This is a genomic window from Candidatus Endolissoclinum faulkneri L2, from assembly GCF_000319385.1.
GTDB classification, from domain to species: Bacteria; Pseudomonadota; Alphaproteobacteria; order Thalassobaculales; family Thalassobaculaceae; genus Thalassobaculum; species Thalassobaculum faulkneri.
The window spans coordinates 984,162-1,005,242 of sequence record NC_019566.1 but is presented as its reverse complement, the minus strand read 5'-3'; the positions used below and the strand labels follow the sequence as shown (position 1 = coordinate 1,005,242).

8 protein-coding genes and 1 pseudogene are annotated in these 21,081 nt (G+C 33.4%); 4 read left to right on the top strand and 5 right to left on the bottom strand.

Annotated elements, in window-relative coordinates; genetic code table 11:
- The first annotated feature begins 3,246 nt into the window (after positions 1 to 3,246).
- Positions 3,247 to 5,226, top strand: a complete 1,980-nt coding sequence (dnaK, locus tag A1OE_RS03015) for a molecular chaperone DnaK (protein ID WP_015088765.1) — start codon at positions 3,247 to 3,249, stop codon at positions 5,224 to 5,226.
- A 1,458-nt stretch (positions 5,227 to 6,684) separates the two neighbouring features.
- Here the strand turns inward: dnaK and dnaJ are convergent.
- The gene (gene dnaJ, locus A1OE_RS03010; protein ID WP_015088762.1) at positions 6,685 to 7,809 is read right to left on the bottom strand and encodes a molecular chaperone DnaJ; all 1,125 of its coding nucleotides are present in this window, start codon (positions 7,807 to 7,809) and stop codon (positions 6,685 to 6,687) included.
- A gap of 2,752 nt (positions 7,810 to 10,561) precedes the next feature.
- Between dnaJ and thrS the strand changes: the two genes are divergently transcribed.
- Complete coding sequence (gene thrS, locus A1OE_RS03005; RefSeq protein WP_015088759.1) at positions 10,562 to 12,499, top strand: threonine--tRNA ligase; 1,938 nt, start codon at positions 10,562 to 10,564, stop codon at positions 12,497 to 12,499.
- 38 nt (positions 12,500 to 12,537) lie between these two features.
- Entirely contained in the window at positions 12,538 to 13,056 is a 519-nt protein-coding gene (gene infC / locus A1OE_RS03000) for a translation initiation factor IF-3 (protein ID WP_272942676.1), read from the top strand.
- A gap of 1,185 nt (positions 13,057 to 14,241) precedes the next feature.
- Here infC and A1OE_RS02995 read toward each other — a convergent pair.
- Positions 14,242 to 14,688, bottom strand: a complete 447-nt coding sequence (locus A1OE_RS02995; protein ID WP_015088756.1) for a metallopeptidase family protein — start codon at positions 14,686 to 14,688, stop codon at positions 14,242 to 14,244.
- 970 nt (positions 14,689 to 15,658) lie between these two features.
- On the opposite strand from A1OE_RS02995, the gene A1OE_RS02990 reads away from it, so the two are divergent.
- Positions 15,659 to 15,964, top strand: coding sequence for a 4a-hydroxytetrahydrobiopterin dehydratase (locus A1OE_RS02990; RefSeq protein WP_015088754.1), 306 nt, complete (start codon positions 15,659 to 15,661; stop codon positions 15,962 to 15,964).
- 976 nt (positions 15,965 to 16,940) lie between these two features.
- Here the strand turns inward: A1OE_RS02990 and A1OE_RS02985 are convergent.
- From A1OE_RS02985 to A1OE_RS02980, 3 genes and pseudogenes are all read right to left on the bottom strand, one after another.
- Positions 16,941 to 19,400: pseudogene (locus tag A1OE_RS02985) on the bottom strand (efflux RND transporter permease subunit); the annotation flags it as partial.
- A gap of 20 nt (positions 19,401 to 19,420) precedes the next feature.
- Complete coding sequence (locus tag A1OE_RS04560) at positions 19,421 to 20,077, bottom strand: efflux RND transporter permease subunit (protein WP_015088749.1); 657 nt, start codon at positions 20,075 to 20,077, stop codon at positions 19,421 to 19,423.
- Positions 20,074 to 21,021 (bottom strand): efflux RND transporter periplasmic adaptor subunit, encoded by a 948-nt coding sequence (locus A1OE_RS02980; protein ID WP_015088748.1) that lies wholly within the window; start codon positions 21,019 to 21,021, stop codon positions 20,074 to 20,076. The genes A1OE_RS04560 and A1OE_RS02980 overlap by 4 nt, the downstream gene beginning before the upstream one ends.
- Positions 21,022 to 21,081 lie beyond the last annotated feature (60 nt).

The window sequence follows — 21,081 nt, the reverse complement described above, 5'->3', positions numbered from 1 at the left end:
TTAGCTTAGTTATCCCATGATAAAGATTTAGACAAAAAAAAACTTAGTTTATTATTATTATTTTTTTTAAGTACGTTATAAGATTGCAATAAAAAAAGGTTAAATCTTATACGTAACGCTTTATATTGTTCAAATATATAAATTTATTATGTCCGATTTTTTGAAGTTATCCAACCTTGACCATCAGCTGCTATTTGTTAAGTTTTCTTCTGTGATAATGGAGAATTTTAAATTAAAATTTCCAGCCATGCTGAGAGCGTTAAACCTCATTTAGATTTAAGCGAGTCTATCTAAATGTTTGCTTTTTTATCACATAGGTGGATTTTATTAAGTCTTCTTTGAGAAAGCGAGCTCTGCCGACTGTCGATTGGATATTACTTTTACATAACAATAGACACATTTGACGAAGAATATCGTATTCGAGACGTGTCAATTTAATTACTTGACTACTTTGCTAAAAGGCAATATATTTTGTATATTGCATGATTTGATATTTTTACTGATTTTTCACAATCAACCTTTTGATTTATGTGAGATAAAAGCAAATTTTAATACGGATTATCCATCCTAATTAATTCTTTTTAAAAAATGTATGCTAATCCCTTCTTCGAGAATTGTCTGGCGGATATGCGTAATATAGCTATCCTTTTCGTCAACAGATATCGATTAGTTAAGATTTAACCCTGATAATGATAATGGACGAAGTTGTTTCGGAGAGTTTGTATATTTTAAGTATATCGCACGCTTTCGCGATTTTTCCCGTTCTGAAAATTAGCAGAAGCAGCTATCATTATATAATTAAGGATAAGGCAAGCCTTAGATCCTTGGTCTTTATGGTAAGATAAAAGATTGATACTCTAATTTGACGAGACTTGAATTAGCTCATATTCTAGTCCAGAGAATATCTCGATAGTCTAAGTGTCATTTCTCCCGTAGATCATACTTTTAATGGGTTAGTTTCGGAGCTATTAAGTTTTGGGTTACGGCAATCTAATAGATTCTGAAGAAATTATTTTTTTTAGTTAAATCGCCTATCCCCGGATAGGATAACGAACCCAATAAAATTTGCGAGTAATTCTTATTTCGTATTAGCGAAATTAATCACACTTTATCACTTCTAGCACTAAATATAATGTTAAATTGAGTGATTTGATATTAATTTATAGATGCTAGCCGGAGAGTGAGTAGTTAACTTGATGCTCTTACTAAGCCAACTTCATCCGCTTTATCTGGAATCTATCAAGAAAAATTTGTAATCATTGATAAGTAATATTCTGATTTTATTAATTTACTGACTAAGTCGTTGAGTATCTCAATCACCCTATTGGATTGTATGGCAGATTTGTTTTTTTTTCAAGCAATTTACTCGATATTGGTTCCTAGCGTAATTTTTGTCAGGAGCTCAGACAAATTATTTATTATTTTGTATGCAAAAGACTTTTATAAAACGAGTTATCAAAGTTCAAAGTCAATAACAAAATAAAGTATTGAAATATTTTATTGAGATATTGCCGTAAATAAAAAAATAAGTAATGATTTTTGCTTGTTTTATACAACCTCTAGTCCATAGCTAAAATATAGTTATTTTTTGGGATCTTTGTTAGCTTAACAAGGATCGTAATCAAGATAGTTATAACCATCACATTAATAGCATGCTTTGATATTTCGCTTGCCTTTGCAGAAATTGCTAAGGCTCGTAATTAATGCTGGTTTATAGTGATATGGGTAGGCTAGGATCTCTAAGATAAATGCTGCTCGCTATAGTTTGCGAAAGATTAGTTTATAAAATAAACTAATCTTTCGCATTTAATTATTTCGATTCTGTGTCAGGATAAAAATATAGTCATTCCCTTATCTATAATACAAGCAGAATTATAGATAACTAGTTAACAATTTTATTATTATTCAGTAATCTACGTTTAACTATAAACAAATATTACACCGCAAAAGTTATATTTATGTTTATTTTATCTATTGTGTGCATATAGGTAGCATAAATATTTTATTTGATGTTCTATCTTAATAATATACCAGTTTAAATTTTTTTTGCTTAAATACCACCTATACACTTTAGAAGATTATAGTACCTTATCTTCCTTTGAAAATTTGACAAAATTCTAAGTATTGGAACAGTAAGCCAAATAATTAAGTGGCCATTTGTAAATTGACCGCGTATTTTTTTATTAAACTATTTATTGATAAATGTTAGTTGCTAATTGTATTTTGCTGTCGGCTGAAGACTGGTTAAGTTTTAGTAGTATAGAAGACAATTCAGTGTTAATAACAGAATGACCTTTGTTTTTGGAAAGAAGTTTGTTTAGTATCATTGTTGATTTTTAACAGAAAAATACCTAATATGTTCACAATTATTGATTTAGTGGGTCTTTATAAGTAAAAGTGCTTTTTCTTGAAATCTTGCGTGAGAAATTAGTAAATGAGTTAAATAATTATTAGTTGAGACAAATTTTTTTAAAATATAAATCACTTACCTTATTTAAGTATAGTTTATAATGCAAATATAACTAATTTAGTTATTAACCTAAATAAAGTTAGCATAAAAATTAACCTTTGCTGTTGATTAAATAGCGCGAAGTCTTAATAAGGTCGCGGGAAAATTTTTACAAAATTTTTGCCGAGTAAATTATAAAATTATTTTACCTACCTTTTGCATCCGAGTTAATTTGGCTAACAGGTAAGAGTGTTTGCTTGAAATTACTGCAATTGAAATATAATTTTTTACACTAGATTTATAGCTAATTGATTTGCAAGCGTAAAGTTTCATTGTTTTGATTACTAAGATAGGTGGAACAATTATCTAAGCGATTAGATCAGTATTTGATACTAGTCCATATTTAAATTTTTAATCGCTGGCGTGTGTAATTATTTACATTCACTTCGCTATTAGTGGGCAATGAAAATTGGATTGGAGAAAGTGGATAATGTTTGTGTGCTATAGGGAAAATTGACTATTCATCTACGCTAGTATTATACAAACTGTATAACCAAAATAATAATCATGGTTAGTTATGGCATCGATCATAGCTGTTTTAAAGCACAGGATGAATGAAAAACACCAACCAAGATCGCTAATGACTGTTAGGCAACTATTGTATCAGTGAATGCTAAAAACTATAATATGTTCAGTTGTGAATGTAACGTTCATTAATATAAAAAATTAACCCTGATGGGGGAGCTAGGGGTGCTTTAGATGTTAATGGCACCTGCCGCTTGCCAAAAGAGGAAGGTATGAGCAAGGTTATTGGTATAGATTTAGGCACGACAAACTCGTGCGTAGCTGTCATGGATGGAGCAAATGCTAAGGTTATTGAAAATGCGGAGGGTGCTCGCACTACACCTTCTATGGTAGCTTTTGCTGAAAATGGTGAACGGCTTATTGGCCAAGCGGCCAAGCGCCAAGCAGTCACTAATCCAGAAAAAACGCTATTCGCGATTAAGCGTTTACTCGGTCGTCGCGCTGATGATGTCGCGTCCAAAAAATTTAATGAACTTGTTCCCTATAATGTTGTTGTGGGTGATAACGGTGATGCTTGGGTCGAGATCTCTGGCAGTAAATATAGTCCAGCGCAGATTTCTGCGATGATTCTTGGTAAAATGAAGGATGATTCTGAGGCTTATTTAGGTGAGAGTGTTAATCAAGCTGTTATTACTGTACCAGCTTACTTTAGTGATGCTCAACGCCAGGCAACTAAAGATGCAGGTAAGATTGCTGGTCTTGAAGTCTTGCGGATTATTAATGAACCAACTGCCGCATCTCTTGCGTACGGTTTAGATAAAAAAGCATCCGGCACTATAGTTGTTTATGACTTAGGAGGTGGTACTTTTGATGTCTCTGTGCTAGAAATCGGAGACGGAGTTTTTGAGGTTAAGTCAACTAATGGCGATACTTTTTTAGGTGGTGAGGATTTTGATCAGCGCTTAATTGACTATTTAGCTGATGAATTTAATAAAGTTAACGGCATAGATTTACGTAACGATCGTCTAGCACTTCAACGTCTGAAGGAATCTGCTGAGAAAGCAAAGATTGAGCTATCCTCTTCGCAACAAACTGAAGTTAACCTACCATTTATTACTGCTGATCAATCAGGTCCAAAGCACCTTAATATCAAAATTACCCGTGCTAAGCTAGAAGCAGTGGTGGAGGACTTGGTTCAGCGCACAATTTCACCATGTGAATCTGCTCTAAAGGATGCGAGCTTATCGGCTCGTGATGTAGACGAAGTGATCATGGTTGGTGGCATGACTCGTATGCCAAAAATTATTGATATGGTAAAAAACTTCTTTGAGAAAGATCCAAACCGTGGTGTAAATCCTGATGAAGTGGTTGCATCAGGTGCTGCGATACAAGCAGGTGTCCTAAAAGGTGAAGTAAAAGACGTATTGTTGCTTGATGTGACTCCACTTTCGTTGGGAATTGAAACTTTAGGTGGAGTTTTTACTAGATTAATCGATCGCAATACAACAATTCCAACCAAAAAAAGTCAAACGTTTTCAACTGCTGAGGACAATCAAACTGCAGTAACTATCAGAGTTTTTCAGGGCGAACGTGAGATGGCATCTGATAATAAGATGCTTGGTCAATTTGACTTGCTTGGTATACCTTCGGCCCCGCGTGGAGTACCGCAAATCGAAGTAACTTTTGATATAGATGCTAATGGCATTGTTAACGTGTCTGCAAAGGATAATGCTACTGGTAAAGAGCAACAAATTCGTATTCAGGCTTCTGGTGGTCTATCCGATACTGATATTGATCATATGATTAAGGATGCAGAGGCAAATGCTACAAAAGACAAAAAGCGCCGTGAATTAATCGATGCAAAAAATCAAGCTGATAATATTATTAGCTCTACGGAAAAGACTATAGCTGATTTTGGCGACAAGTTTGATGCTTCGGATAAAACATCTGTTGAATCTGATATAGCTGCACTGAAGACTGCGGTGGAAGGAGATGATATTGATCATATTAATTCCAAGAAGCTAGCCTTACAGCAGTCTTCCATGAAGTTAGGTGAAGCTATGTACAAGGCGCAGCAGCAAAATCAGGCTGTATCTGATGCTGCGAAGGCGGATAGCATAAATAATGCTGACGGTGCTGCTAATGCAGATGGTTCTGGCGCTCATTCTAAATCCTCTTCTGAAGCCAGCAATAATGTTGTCGACGCAGACTTTGAAGAAGTTAATGATCAGGAACGTAATAAGTCTTCATGATCTTTATCGTTGGATACAGATATGGTATGATAATGGTACGTGTGTTTTTTACTTTTTTAATTGGATTGCTATGATTAATGTTGTTTAATAGAATTGTAGTGCCGTTAGAGTAAAAGGATGTAGTGTAGTTTTTAATTCTGGAGAGTAAATGAAAAGGTTTCTTTTTGGATAGTTAAGAAGTATTTATCTAAAAGAGCAAATTTTCCTGTTAGGAGGTGGTTTATTGTACTTTATTTATTATTTTTAGCAATGTAATTTACAATTAGCTAATGAAGTAGTGTTTTGACTTATTAGAGCCTTTATTGTTGATTACTTATATTGTCCCTTGTTCCGATCAAATTATTTTATTTATATTGATTCAATAGACAAAGTTAATTATGTTACATTAGTAATGAAAGTTAGATAAGTTTATTAATGTACCTGCTATAAAATATATTTAGATTAATGTTTTAATCAGGAAGTTTAAAAATATAATTTTTATAGCAATATTTTTTATTTAAAACCTTTTAAGACAGATTATTAAGTCTGTTATAGTACAATGCTTACCTAAATACGATAAATTATTCTTTAAATACTTTACTTGGTAAAAGTAAAGTATTTAAAGAATGGATAAATTAATGGGCAGGCTAGTAGTAGTCATATTTTTTTGTTACTATTAGTAATGTTAAGTAGAAATACTTTAGAATAATTAAAAATATCTTAGCCTATTATTCTATAATATAAATTGTAGAATTTTTAGAGGTTGATTTAGGTAGTAAACTAAAAAAGCTATTTTAGCTTATCTAATTTTTTAGATTTATTAATAAATAAGAATTATTGTCCAGTGCTTTTTTTTATTTTTATAAAATTTATTATAATTTCCAATAATTAATTATTTTGAATTTCTAGTTATTTTTACTTTATTATATTTGTAATAAGCAAAAAAATATTTTAATAATTCTATTAGCTAAGTATCTTATTTTAAGATGATTTTTCTATGAAATGATTATTTTCTTATGCTAAACTTTTACTTATACTATAGTAAACCAATTTTCTTAATTGCTAGATTAACTTTTTGTTTATTAGATCTATTAATTAATAGGAGAAAGAAGCACAGAACATTGCTATGTTATAATGTTTATAGCTGTAGGGATAGTACTAAAAGATATTTATCATTAGTATATATAACTTTTCATTGCCTTGATTATTCTTACCCAGGATAAGGCATTAGCACAGTCAAGCAACGTCTATAGATGATTATTTTGATTCAAATTAAGTAATTAACCGTAATATTTTTATCTATAATATGCAATGCATATTTTTTCTGAGAAAAAATCAATAGTATTTTTTTTGTTCATTAAAAAAGTTAATTATTGTTAAAGATTCTCTTGTCAAGCTTTTGTAAGAGAATAAGTATAGGATACAAAATAAATGTTGAATAAAATTCAAAACATTATGATAATAATTCTACTGAAAACGCTAATAGCGTAGATCTTCCCAAAGTTCTCTTACTTTATTGAAAAAACCATGGCTTTGTGGACTAGTCTTTTCGATTCCACTATCTTTTTTAAATTCCTCTAATAATTCGCGCTGTCTATCAGTAAGATTAACTGGAGTTTCTACCGCTACCTCTACATACATATCACCACGCGATACTGAACGCAATACTGACATTCCTTTGCCACGTAAACGAAACTGTCTTCCAGTTTGCGTACCAGATGGTACAGCAACTTTAGCTCTCTTACTATCGATTGTCGGTACTTCGATCGCTCCGCCTAGAGAAGCGGTAACCATTTCTAGTGGTACTCTGCAGTAAATATCAGCACCCTCACGTTGAAAAATTGGATGTGGTTGTATATTTAAGAACAAATAAAGATCGCCTGAGGCAGCACCACGCATACCAGCTTCACCTTCGCTTTGTAGGCGAATACGAGTTCCATCTTCCACACCAGCTGGAATATTTACTGAGAGGGTTTTCTCTTTGCGTTGACGACCAGAACCGTTACATAGTTTACACGGATTATCAATAACTTTTCCAGCGCCACCACAGCTAGCACAGGTTCGCTCAATAGTAAAGAAACCCTGCTGATTACTAGTTTTTCCTCGTCCGCCACAGATTAGACAATTCACTGGCTTTGATCCCTTTTCTGCGCCTACGCCTTCACATATATCGCAAGTAACGAAATTTGGCACGCGGATTTCAGTCTGTTTACCGTTAAATGCATCTTCTAGACTAATCTTCATGTTGTAGCGTAAATCTGAACCACGTCCAGGGCTACTACTCCGGCGCCCACTTCCCCCTCCCATGAAGTCTCCAAACATCTCTTCGAAAATATCAGCAAAACCACCACTTCCTGTGCCAGGAGTTGAGCCTCCACCCTCGAATGCTGCATGTCCTAAACGATCATATGCTGCTTTTTTTTCGTCGTCTTTTAGAACGTCGTAAGCTTCATTAAGTTCCTTAAATTTATGTTCCGCGTCTCTATTTCCTTGGTTGCGATCTGGATGGTAGCGCATTGCAAGATTGCGATACGCTTTTTTAAGGGTATTTTTATCAGCGTTTCGGCTTACTCCCAATATTTCGTAATAATCGCGCTTTGCCATCAATATTCACTGCTCCTAAAATTTTGCATGGTAATACTTGTTAACGTGTTTAAAACTTGATCGATATAAAATAAAATAGCCAGCCTATAGTTGATTATTGTATCGTTAGGTATTTTTTTTTGCATTAGGATAATAATCCGAATTAATGCTACCCTAAGCGATAATTTATTAAAAATTATCATTTGTTACATCCTCTAGCCTCTCTTTTAAAAGAGAGCTTGATTCGATTCCGAAGCTAATTCAACATACTTTCTTCCAATTCTTCTAATCAAAGAGATCATACTGAGAATGTTTTCTGATGTCATTACTATACTCTGATAGTACTAAAAATTAGAGTAAATAGCCAAGTTATCTCAAGCAATTTCATCAGCCAAGATTGCATAGTATAATTAGTAGCTTGGATAGAGTGTTTGCTTGATTATATGCTTTAATAAACGTGAATTGCTTGTCATTTATTTTAACATATAACCTAACATTTCAGATAATTTCGCTCGATTTTGATATAAAATTTAAGAATCTAATTTTCCTATTTTGCTAGCAGTATACTATTAAACAAATAATTTCTTAAACTTCCTTATACTTTACTCTATCTTAACAATGAATACTGGACAAATGCTACTGGTTAAGTATGTTATAATTAATTGCTAGTTTCAATTGTTGTGTAAAGAGCAATGTTTATTTTCACAATCTTATTTCCTTAAAAAAAAATTAATATTTTTAGTACTTTTATTGGAATAATAACATTAGAGGCAATTGTCTTGTCGATCCTCATGCTTATACGTGCAAATTGCTATCCCATAAAGTACCCTACTGCATTGAATATATTTTTCATGTATTTAATATAAAGTGTTTAATATAATTAAACAGCAACACTATTTACATAATCTAATAAATTTATTTATTATCCCTATTTTTCTAGGGAAAATATAATGTATCTTACAAGATAGCTTAATAAGCTTATTAAGATTACTGCAGATAATTTTAATACTTAAGTATTACCTATCTTATTGATTAATCTTGATAAGAGTTCATTTAGTTTAATATTCTTAGATAGATAATATGTCCGTATTGGATTTTCTAAGCGTTTTTAAGCTTGTGTAACCGCATCATTTGGTTCACAATTTGATGCTATTTTATGTGCTAAACTTACTATCTCTTTAGTCAATCATCCGCTATTCGAGACTTTCTTATTTATGATTAAGTGTGCTCATTGGCTAATTTCATTTCGAATACGTACTTTGTATTTAGCATTAAATTAATGTTGAAGTAGAATTTTTACAATTATTTATTACAACGACAGTAAATGAGTTTTTGTTTGCTTACTGCGTTAAGCTTATGCCGATTTATATTAACTGTCTTGTTTTGCCATCACATAGGATAATGTGTTTTCTTTTTTTGTTGAAACAATAGCTTGCATCACGCAACATTATTAACCTTGCATTTTTTAGGTAATATTAGTTAAAATATTTAATCGCTTCCAGCGTTTTTCATAATTTATTTATAATTTTTGAATTTTGCTACCATAAACACATAATTGTCGTATATGTGCTTAAATTGTACAGAAGGCACTGTGTGTAATATGTTATCACCTATGAAGTGTTTTAAAACAAAAAACCGCATGTAACATCAAACATAATAGGTAAATCATAATAAAATCAATCACCTTTATTTCTTACTGCTTTATCCATCAACAACAGATGTCGTGTTATTTATTACTTCGAAGCGCCTAATATTATATCTATTCCTTGTATAATTTTATCAGAAAAGAATGATATAATTAGCATTTTTATTTAATTAGCATTAAACGGAAGTGTTAATTCACTCCTATTTAAGGTGCTGTGTTAAGGGATTAATATTTATGTAAGCAAAACACATTTAACGTTGTTAAATATTAGAAATGATATTCATGGCTATAGTTCTTGATGCGGGTTTGATCTTTCTTTTAAGGATTTTTTCGGCTATATTCGTGAATATAACAATGTTTTAATCTTACCTAGTTGCCCGATAAAGTATTATTTATTAAGAAAGTTAGTTTTAAGGTAATGCATACACTTTAATCTATAGATTATTGTAGAGATAAATGAAGTATTGTGCTTCTTTAGTTGTATAATGCATGCGACTATAGCGCTTAATCTGGTTTTATTAAATTTATTAAATAGTTTCTTGAAGATGATAGTGAGTATTATACACCAATCCTAATTGCTTTCGGCAGTATACTATTCCTAGTTATTGAATATATATCCAATTACTAGGAATAGCTTTATTAACTAGAAGTGGGAAGAACGGCATATCAGTTTTTTTTTAAAAAGCTAATTTTCGCAAAGCAAGGATTGGTTAAGATCATCGTATGATTACTTTCAAATCGGATTTATTTTTTATGCTTTGATCTAATAGTTTGCTTTTTGTAGTCAAATATTCAGTGTTAATTAAAAAAAGTTTATTAAATCTGACCCAAAAAAACCTACTTTATTGTGGTACAATGGGGCAATAGCGGAGGTCTCAAGAAGTTAAAAATATTTAATTGAAGTCTAGGTTATTGCCTGTTTTATTTTAGCGGCTTAAATTATTGGTATATTATTGCAAAGCGCCCAAGCTGCATAACGATAAAGTAAAGCATTATCTGATGTAGGCTGTTATATTTTTTTTAAATCTTTAGGCTGTATTTTATTACTGCTTGAAGAAATGGTCTTTCTATTGGAGATATGATCCTATTTTGTTAATATTGTATGGTTCCATTGATAGAGAACTTTAAATGCCAGCCATTACCCTTGCTGACGGCTCAGTCCGTTATTATAATTCTCCGATTACGCCACTTACTGTTGCTAATGATATTGCCTCTAGTCTGTTAAAAGACACTTTCCTCGCGGAGATTAACGGTAAGATAGTCGATATCAACCATATTATTGTCGAGGATGCTAAGCTTATTTTAATTAGTCGTGAAGAGGATAAGGCGCTTGCTTATATTCGTCACGATTGCGCGCATATTTTGGCTGAGGCAGTTGTGGATTTATATCCTGAAACCCAGGCCACAACAGGCCAATCTATTGATAGTGGTTTTTATTATGATTTCTATCGTTGTCAGTCTTTCACACTGGATGATCTCAATAAAATTGAAAAACGCATGCATGAAATTGTTGATAGTGATGAAAATATTGTACGTGAAGAATGGACACGGGAACAAGCATTGGATCATTATAAGCAAAAAAACGAATTATTTAAAGTTGAACTGACGAAAAAAATCTCTGATGAAGAAACGATTATTTTTTACCGACAGGGCAATTTTCTTGATCTGTGCCGTGGACCACATGGCTCATCGACAAAAGTGGTTGGCCATGCTTTTAAGCTTATGAATGTAGCAGGTGCTTATTGGCGTGGAGATAGTAAATGCGAGCAACTTCAGCGCATTTCTGGTATAGTTTTTGCGGATGAGAAGGCTTTGCGGTGCCATATCCAGACCCTAGAGGATGCTGAAAAACGCGATCACCGCCGAATAGGTCGGGAGCTTGATTTATTTCACATCCAAGAAGATGCAATCGGTTCTGTATTTTGGCATCCTAAGGGCTGGGTGTTGTATCGTGAGATTGAGATGTACATACGCCGTCGTTTGGATATGGCTGGCTATCAGGAAATTAAAACGCCGCAGTTAATTGACCGAGCGTTATGGAAAGCTTCTGGTCATTGGGATAAGTTCAACGAGAATATGTTCACTGCTAATGCTAAAAATGATAGAATATTGGCCCTGAAACCGATGAATTGTCCCGGTCATGTACAAGTTTACAAGCATAGTCTAAAGTCTTATCGAGATTTACCTCTTCGTTTAGCTGAATTTGGCTCGTGTTATCGTAACGAACCATCGGGAGCCTTGCATGGAGTTATGAGAGTACGTTCTTTTACTCAGGATGATGCTCATATCTTTTGTACAGAAGCTCAAATTACCGAGGAGAGCATAAAGTTTTGTGATTTGCTAAAATCAATTTATGCTGATTTTAGCTTTCATGATATTCGTATCAACTTTTCTGATCGGCCAGCTATTCGAGCGGGTACAGAAGAGGTGTGGAATCGAGCTGAAAAGGCCTTGCGCGATGCATGTATCGCTGCCGACTTGGAAACTATTATGAATCCTGGTGAAGGTGCGTTTTATGGACCAAAGGTTGAATTTATTTTACGTGATGCTATTGGGCGTGATTGGCAGTGTGGTACTTTGCAAGTTGATTTTGTACTGCCGGAACGCTTGGACGCTACCTATGTAGCTGAAAGCGGTGATCGCAAGCGGCCTGTTATATTGCACAGAGCTATCCTGGGCTCTATTGAGCGCTGGATTGGTATACTAATTGAGCAATTTGCCGGTCGGTTTCCGATGTGGTTATCGCCAGTTCAAGTGGTAGTGGCGACGATTACTAATACTGTTCAGGATTATGCACGTGAGGTGGCTGCTACCTGCAAAGCAGCCGGGTGCCGTGTAGTTTTAGATTTGCGCAATGAAAAGATTAATTACAAAGTTCGCGAACATTCTGAGGCAAAAGTACCCGCCTTGCTTATTATCGGGACTCGCGAAGCCAAAAGTAGACAAGTAGTAATACGTCGTATAGGTAGCAAGGCCCAGGAAGTTCTTGCTCTTGATAAAGCTATTCATAAACTAAGTACTGAAGCGTTGGCTCCAGATTTTTCTGCCAATCGCTTTGTTGAATAAAAAACAGGAGGCAAACTATAGCTAGATCAACATTTAATCTGACCCAGCCAAAAAAAAACGGCCCTCGGGTCAACCGTGACATTCGCGTTCCTAAGGTGCGCTGCGTTGGTCCTGATGGCGACATTTTAGGCCTGATGAGTATCGATGAGGCTATTATGCAAGCGGAAAAATTTGGCCTTGACTTAGTAGAAGTATCGCCTAATGCTGATCCACCTGTTTGCAAGATTCTGGGCTATGGAAAATTTAAGTACGAAGCACAGAAGAAAAGCAATGAAGCAAAGAAAAAACAAAAGATTATTGAGATCAAAGAGATCAAAATGCGACCTAATATCGATGAACATGATTATCAAACGAAGATGCGTAGCGTAATTCGTTTCTTAACAGGTGGAGATAAAGTTAAATTAACTATGCGTTTCCGTGGTCGTGAAATGGCACACCAGGAAATTGGCTTAAAGGTGTTGAAACGCGTACAGGAAGATATAGCTGATATTACTAAGGTAGAGTCGCATCCAAAGCTTGAAGGTAGACAAATGATAATGGTTATAGCTCCACGTTAATGGCAAGTGATATTGTTAATATATGCTGTAATTAGTTTGCTTATTCAAGGAAGTCAATTTTAGCTCGGTTGATTATCGTCAATAATAATAGTACTATGAGCCGCTTATTTGCCTAACGATATGTTTGTGTATGTAATCAAGAGATGATTGAAGTTAGCAGGTCGAGAGAACGATTTTTTATAATTTTATGGTTCATGTGGTTCATCCCGATCACTTATTTAGCAAATAGAATAGTAATATCTTATATTGACTAACATGTGAATATTGCCGCATATGTAATTTTTTCTATAAAATGTTGTATTTTGTCGCAAAAACTTAGTTATGGGTTTTTATTATTACATTACACAAATACCTTATTTAATTTGATTGTTAATCAATCTCTATCTTCGAAAAAAGGTAATTTTTATACATAATCCTTATGTAAAGCGGTGTATAAAGATCTACAGATTAGGAGTAAGTAACTATGAAAAATAATTTTAAGTTTAGTTGAATAATTCATTATAATTTAAATCCGCCTATAATATAAGTTCGACCACGACATATGTAACTTATTTATGATTGTTGTTAGAAAGACTAAGAGCTCAATCTGACCGATAATTAGTATATTTAGAATTCCTTAGTTAGGTAAATACATTACTTTAAATTGGATTTGTATATTGTTCTTATTAGGCATAGAATTATATATTAACAATATGTTAAGTTAGCAGTGTATCTGCAATATACAACATAACTGTAATTGTTGTTTGTTAGATATTTTTATAGTTCGATGTGTGCAAAATAGTATTTTCATCCTATACTAGCTTTAATAGCACAATTATAATTGATTTACTTGATAATGTATAAGATTTTATTACGTCATTCAGTTTTTACCTATATTAATAATTAATATTTTTATTTTATCTATTTTTCACTTTAAGCTTCTAGCTCATTTGCCCTTAACTTAACATTAAGGTAAGATAGTAAAAATTAATTTTATATAGTAAATGGCTAATCTACAAGATAGCCACAATTAATGTTTAGTAGAACAGGAATATATTTGCTATATACGATCTTCGTTGCAAATATTATAATGCATTCCTGCATGCATAGTGACTTTCTTGCTGACTGACTAGTAATTCATTTATTCAAACTGAAAAAATAATTTGAAAGACATTTTTAGAATCAATTATTTGAGGTTAATTCAAGTTAGGCTCGGCCTGCTGGGGTATTAGCCTCTTCCTCGTCTGCAAGACGTTCCATTTCTTCCATTTCACTATCGCTATATCCGTAATGATGTCCAATCTCATAAATTAAGACGTGTCGCACAACTGCATAAAGATCATCACCACTATCGATCCAGTAATCAAGGATCGATCGACGGAACAGAAACAATCTATCAAACTTTGCTGATGTATCTTTTGTAGAATAATAGTTTAGCGATAATCCTTGATACAAGCTAAGTAAATCAAATGGTGTTTCAAGGTTCATTGCCTCACATATGTCCTCATCAGGAAAATCCTCTACCAAAATAGCAAGACTAGACAATGGTTTAAGCAGTTTCTGGGGGATATTCGATAAGGCATCCTCAGCCAAGGCAGCCATCTGCTCGATGGTTGGAGCAAGAATTTGTGGACGAGCTTTCTGTGCGCACATAAGCGCAGTTATAACCCATTTCTATTCAAGTGGACAGTTCGCTCCCTAAAGGGGAAATTCAAAAAAACACGCCTGACAGGTCGCGAGATTAATTTTAGATAGGAGAAGAATGTCATTTAGTTGCTAAAAATAATCAACTAACCACGAAAAACAATATGATTATTAAACGATAATCATATCACAGGCAATAGGATTTGTCAGTAGTAAAATTTAACATTCTTAGAAAAATCCTTATTGTTAAGATTAGCATTGACTAACGGACATAGTGAAGAAAAGTAAATTAATTTATCTTATTTTATAATACTAATAAATAAATGTATACAAATAAATTTATTCCGTTAATTAAACTATAGTGTGCTAAAAGAGCATTTTTCATACTGGGGTAGACGAATTAAAAATTGATCATAATCCTTTGACTTATCTATTTTTCTACGAAATGCATGGATGATTATCTATTGAGCTTTTTATAATAGATTTAACATATTTTAGATGACAAAAATTATATTGGTTAACATTTTGCGTTATTAAGCTTTAAGATTTCATTTGAAATGATAATTAACAATCTAACCAAATAATTCAAATACTTTTTAATTATAATAGTAAAAGCGTACATTGCAAAACTTTGATCACTTTCTAATATTTACTTTTACTATTGTAGTATCATCAGCGATTTCTATTATAAAAAACAAATTAACAAAGTTTATGCTTATTAATTGTCATTATAAATTAATCTATTAACCTTAATAGAAACAATAGATTTCTGAAACAAATTATGGCCGCTTAGTAATATAAAAGTTATAGTAAAATTAATTTTTCTAATAACATCGGAGATTAAATTGCTTGACCTACTAGCTAATTTTTATTCATCATCTCTATTAAACTATCTATAAAACTTATTTAATTAATTTTTTTATTTAATAAATTGTATCCTTGTTATTAGGATAGTACATTTAAAAAGGGAGATTAAATAATGGTGGAAAAACTTAGCATTAAAGAGCTTAATAACAACCTTGTATCTATGGATGGTTGGACTAAGACAAATGATAATACTGCGATCATCAAAACTTTTAATTTTAAAAGTTTTGATGATGCATGGAACTTTATGACTCAAGTAGCTATTAAATCCTCCAGTATGAATCATCATCCGGATTGGTCAAATTCTTACAATAAGGTTATTGTTGAGCTTAGTACGCATAATATCGGTGGAGTAACAGATTTGGATATCGAATTAGCAAATTACATGGATGTAACAGCACTTGATATTAGATTAATCTAATTTATGTTTATAAACTTATTAATCTGTTTAATTAAATAAGTTTATAAGTATATATTTAATAAGATCTAATCTCCTTAATGAATTATTCTCTAATACAGTACAATTTTTTATTAATTAATGTAATTTTATTATCAGAAAATTACTTAATGAAAATTATATTTTTAATATAAAAAAGATGTATTAGCTAGTTCTTGCTTATATGCAAGCTAACTAGTACTATTTATAGTAAGTATCATACAAACTTTTTGTAAATGTTATTCTTATCTAAACGCAAAGTAGTTTAATTAAAGTTGCCAGCTATTGTCAAATTAATTGATGTTATTTTTTTTTTGCAAGAAATTAACAAGACCAATTGTGCACTTACATTTTCTCATAGTTTAGTTTTAGGTGAAAGATTATTTGAAAAGGTCAATAAATCCAGATTGTTATTAGAATGATTATTAGTGCGACTAAGTGCTTAATCAGACTAGCTACTTTTATTGTAGCATTTCAAATTTATTTAGTATAATCTATCTTTTTAGATAATAGGCTAACGTTGAAAATTAATTCTATTTCATTAATTAAAAATGATTATAATGCCTTAATTTTTATTGTTATTGTTAATACAGATATAATCAACTTTTCCCCATCCTTTGTCTTTAATTATACTTGAGAGCAGCCGCGATAAATAAAATAACTTTGATTATGATCTTTTTTATAGTTCTTATGATAAATATTAAATTGATAATGCATTGTAAGACGATTTCACTACAAATGAATCGAGTACAGTTGTTTTAGAAATATCTCATTGTAAGTAAAAAATGTTTGCTAATTTTATTTATGCTGTCCTGCGTTATGCTTATAGCAAATGATAAAATTGTATAACTAGCAATATTATTGCTTTTTAACTAACTTATCAATTTTATCATAAAATATATTGCTAAATAGTTCTCAATATAGTTTTAAACTATAATATCGTTGCATTTTTTTTATTAGCTTAGATAAGCAAACGTTGTATTTTGTGAAATGTTTTGATCATGCTTTCTCTGAAGAGAAAAGCACATGGCGTAAGTAGTAGAGTAAGAAGTGTGGAAAAAGCTAGTCCATAGATAATAGCATTGGCTAAGGATACCCATATCTGGGTGGATGGTGCTCCAATATTTATGTGGCGTGAAATAAAATCTATATTAATGCACATTGCCATCGGTAGGAAACCTAAAATTGTGGTAAGAGTAGTAAGCAGTACTGGACGGAGTCGTTGAGCTCCAGTGCGTAGGATCGCTTCTCTGGTATCTAAGCAATTTGACTTAATTTTATCAAAAGTATCGATTAACACAATATTGTTATTCACTACTATGCCAGATAACGCTATGATTCCGATACCATCCATGACAATATTGAATGGAGATTGGGTAATTATTAATTCAAAAATTACTCCAATCGTTGACATAACTACTGCTGATAGGATCACTAAGGCAGAATAAAAACTATTAAATTGAGTAACTAAAATGATCGCCATAACAAATATGGAAATGCCAAATGATTTTATTAAAAAATTCTGTGCTTCTTTTTTTTCTTTATCTTCACCCTTGAAGACTATCTTTACGCTTTGTGGCAGCGGCTTGTTAGCAAGCCAATCACGTATTTCCATTACCTTGTCGTTTATCAGTATACCATCTGATACATCTGCCTTAATTGTAACTGCCTCGTGAGCATCGATACGACTAATTTTACCGATTTTTGCTTTAGCACTACGTTCTACAAAGTTTGAGATTGGCACCAAGCCATTCGCCGTTTTCATACGAGTTTGGTCGAGCTGCTCAAAAGTCCGGTAATTATCTGCATAACGTACGACAACATCGATTTCTTCTTCGCTGTCTTTTGGAAGATAGTCACTAATTTTTAGCCCTTTAGTAATAAGTTGTACGTACTGACCAGTTACCATCATATCAGCTGCATATAGCGCAGCTTTTTCTCGATTAACAGTAATTTCCCATTCGATACCTGGAACGTCACGAGTATCTTTCACATCCCGTAAGCCGGGTATTGTCTGAAGCTTTGCTAACATATTGTTGGCTACTTCCTCCAATGCCTCGCGATCTTTGGAATAAAGCTGCATTTGTATTGGACTACCGGTTGTCAGGACATTACGCTTTATGCGCGTCTCAACGAGAATGCCAGGCAGACTTTTAGTCTGCTGAGCAATCTTAGCTAAAATTTGTTTAGCTGGCTGTCTTTGTTCCCAATCAATCAATTCTACCTGGATGCTACTAATTATGTCGTTAGCCAGCTCTTCTCTTCTACTTTTCTTGTTTGCTCCTACATAAGTATAAATTGACTTAACTCCTTCTATATCCATGATTATTTGCTCAACTGGCAGGACAAGACCAAGTTTCTCTTCTATCGAAAGATTGCCTCTGGCATGGATATATATTTGAGCAGTGTCTGGCTCAACATTAGGAAAGAATTCTATTCCCTTACCATGATTAACATAGTAGTATGAAATTATCAGCAACGTTGCGATTGATATTAATAAAACTATACCAGGCATTCGCAACGCGGTTTTGAGTAATTTTAAATAAAAGCCAGTTAAACCTTGGATCTTACCTGTATCACCAGTTTCAGCAGCAATAATCTCTAGACTATAAGAATGATTTATTGTAATGGCCTGGCCAATTTGAGCACCTAAAGCTGGGATAAAGATCAGTGCCATTAGCAGTGAAGCTAACAATGTTGTCAACAGCGTGATTGGCAAAAATTTTATGAATTCTCCGACCAAACCAGGCCAGAATACCAATGGGAAGAAGGCAGCTATGGTTGTTGCAGTAGAAGTTATTATCGGCCAGGCCATGCGCTGGCTAGCCAGAAGATAGGCTTCTGGTCTACTAATACCCGATATCATCTTACGATCGGCAAATTCAACAACTACAATGGTACCGTCAACCATCATACCAACTGCTAGAATTAGGCTGAACAAGACCACGACGTTGATGCTAATACCCAGTGAAGACAGCACCAAGATTGCAAGCAATAATGAAGCAGGGATCGTCATGCCAATTAGCCAGGCTATACCTATGCCCATGGCTCCTATAATGACGATTATTACGAGCAATATGGCGCTAATAACATTATTTTCTAGGTCATTTAGCATATCTTGAATTTTGTTAGACTTATCTTGACTAAAATTTATTGTAATACCTAAGGGGAAATCTTGTTTTGCATTATTCACTACAGAACGAATATTTTCTATAGTATCAATGATATTTTTTCCTGAGCGCTTAGAAATCTCGAGAGAAATGGTCGGTTGTCCGTTGAAACGCGCATAGTTTTGGCGATCCTTAAAGCTATGATGAACTGTACCGATATCACGAATTCTTACAATTGCGTCTTCTTTAACTTTAATTGGTTGATTAAGAATATCTATTATATTCTCGTATATCCCTGGCACCTTAACTGGAAAATGTCCGTTACTAGTATCTAGCGCTCTCCGGTACTAATCAAGTTGTTTGAACGTTGAAAGATCTCCAACACATCACTTGGTCGCAAATTGTAGCTCTCTAATTGTGACGGATTGATCAGAACCTCAATTACTTCTTCACGACACCCGACGAGATTTACTGCAAGAACTGAAGGAATTCCTTCCACCAGCTTTTGCAATTTGCGTGATGTTTGCAGGAGTACATGCTCATCGATATTACCAGACAAAGTAACAATTAAAACTGGAAAGAGTGAGAAGTTGAGCTCATGCACTCTCGGTTCATCTGCATTTCTAGGCAAAGCTAACTTAGCAATATCAATTTTCTCTCTGACATCATCTATAGCCTGAGCAGAATCAAAACCTGCATTAAATTTCAAAGTAATATTAGCACCGCCTTCATAAGCAACTGATTGCATCTCATCTATGCTATCGATCGAACGAAGTTCTTGTTCAAGCGGACGTAGCAAAAGACGCTCTGAATCTTCTGGTAATATACCTTCGAGTTTTATTGATACATAAATTATTGGTATATTGATGTCAGGATCAGATTCTTTCGGAATTTCTATATAAGAAGCAGTGCCGGCAATTAAGATTAACAAAAGCACAGATAATGTGCTTCTATTATGTGATAAAGCGTAAGATATTAAGGCGTTCATAAAATCGTTTCATTATCAGTTTCTACTGGTTCTACGGTCTCGCCTTCTTTGACCATATCTTGTCCGGCGACGATAACTCTTGTATTGTTGGGTAGACCTGTGACCCAGGTTCCCTTATCATCATTTCCAATAATTGTGATTGGAATGAAGTGAGCTTGATTATTATTGTCGACGATCATCACACCCAGTTGTCCTAATTTTTCTCGTCGGAATATCGATGGACTTATCCGATAACCATTTTTTGATGGTAAATCAATATGTATATCCGCTGTTAAGCCATGGGCAAATTTATTGGTAAGATTATCAACATGGATTTCAATACGGAAAGTTCTAGTTTTTTCATCTGCAACGTTTGAGATATAGGTTACTAGACCAATAACTTCTGTTCCAGTAGATAGGTGAGCATGGGCTAACATGCCGATTTTAAGCATTGGTGCTTGACGTTCGGATATCTGAGCTACTACAAGTAAAGGATTGAGATCTATTATCCTTGCGATAGCATCTCCTACAGTCACATACTCTCCTACTGCAATCATAAGGTCATTAAGCACGCCGCGAATTGGAGCACGGACGCGTGTACGTTCAAGATCAATTTCAATTGTTCGACCTTCGGATTTTGCTGCATCAAGCTCAGCTTTAATAGCTACTAGTTCTGTTTTCGCTTTAAATCCCTTGGCAACTAATTTAGAAATCAAGTTATATTCTATTTGACGATGGTAAATACGAGAGTTCGCTTTGTCCATTAGAGCATTACGATTAGATTCATCGATAAACGCTATTTCTGTGCCTTTTGAGACTTTAGAGCCTTTTGATATTGGAGTAGCTACGACTCGACCAGCAGTTTCAGCCTTGATAGTAATGATTCGAGCAGCTGCAGTATGACCAGATAGTATCATTGAAGGAGTAAAAGAACTAACAGATGTTTTATTGATGCGAACACGCATTAAAGGATTTGTGAGGGGATTATAAATTTTCTCAGTTTTCTGAGAAGGAGCTGTTTTTAT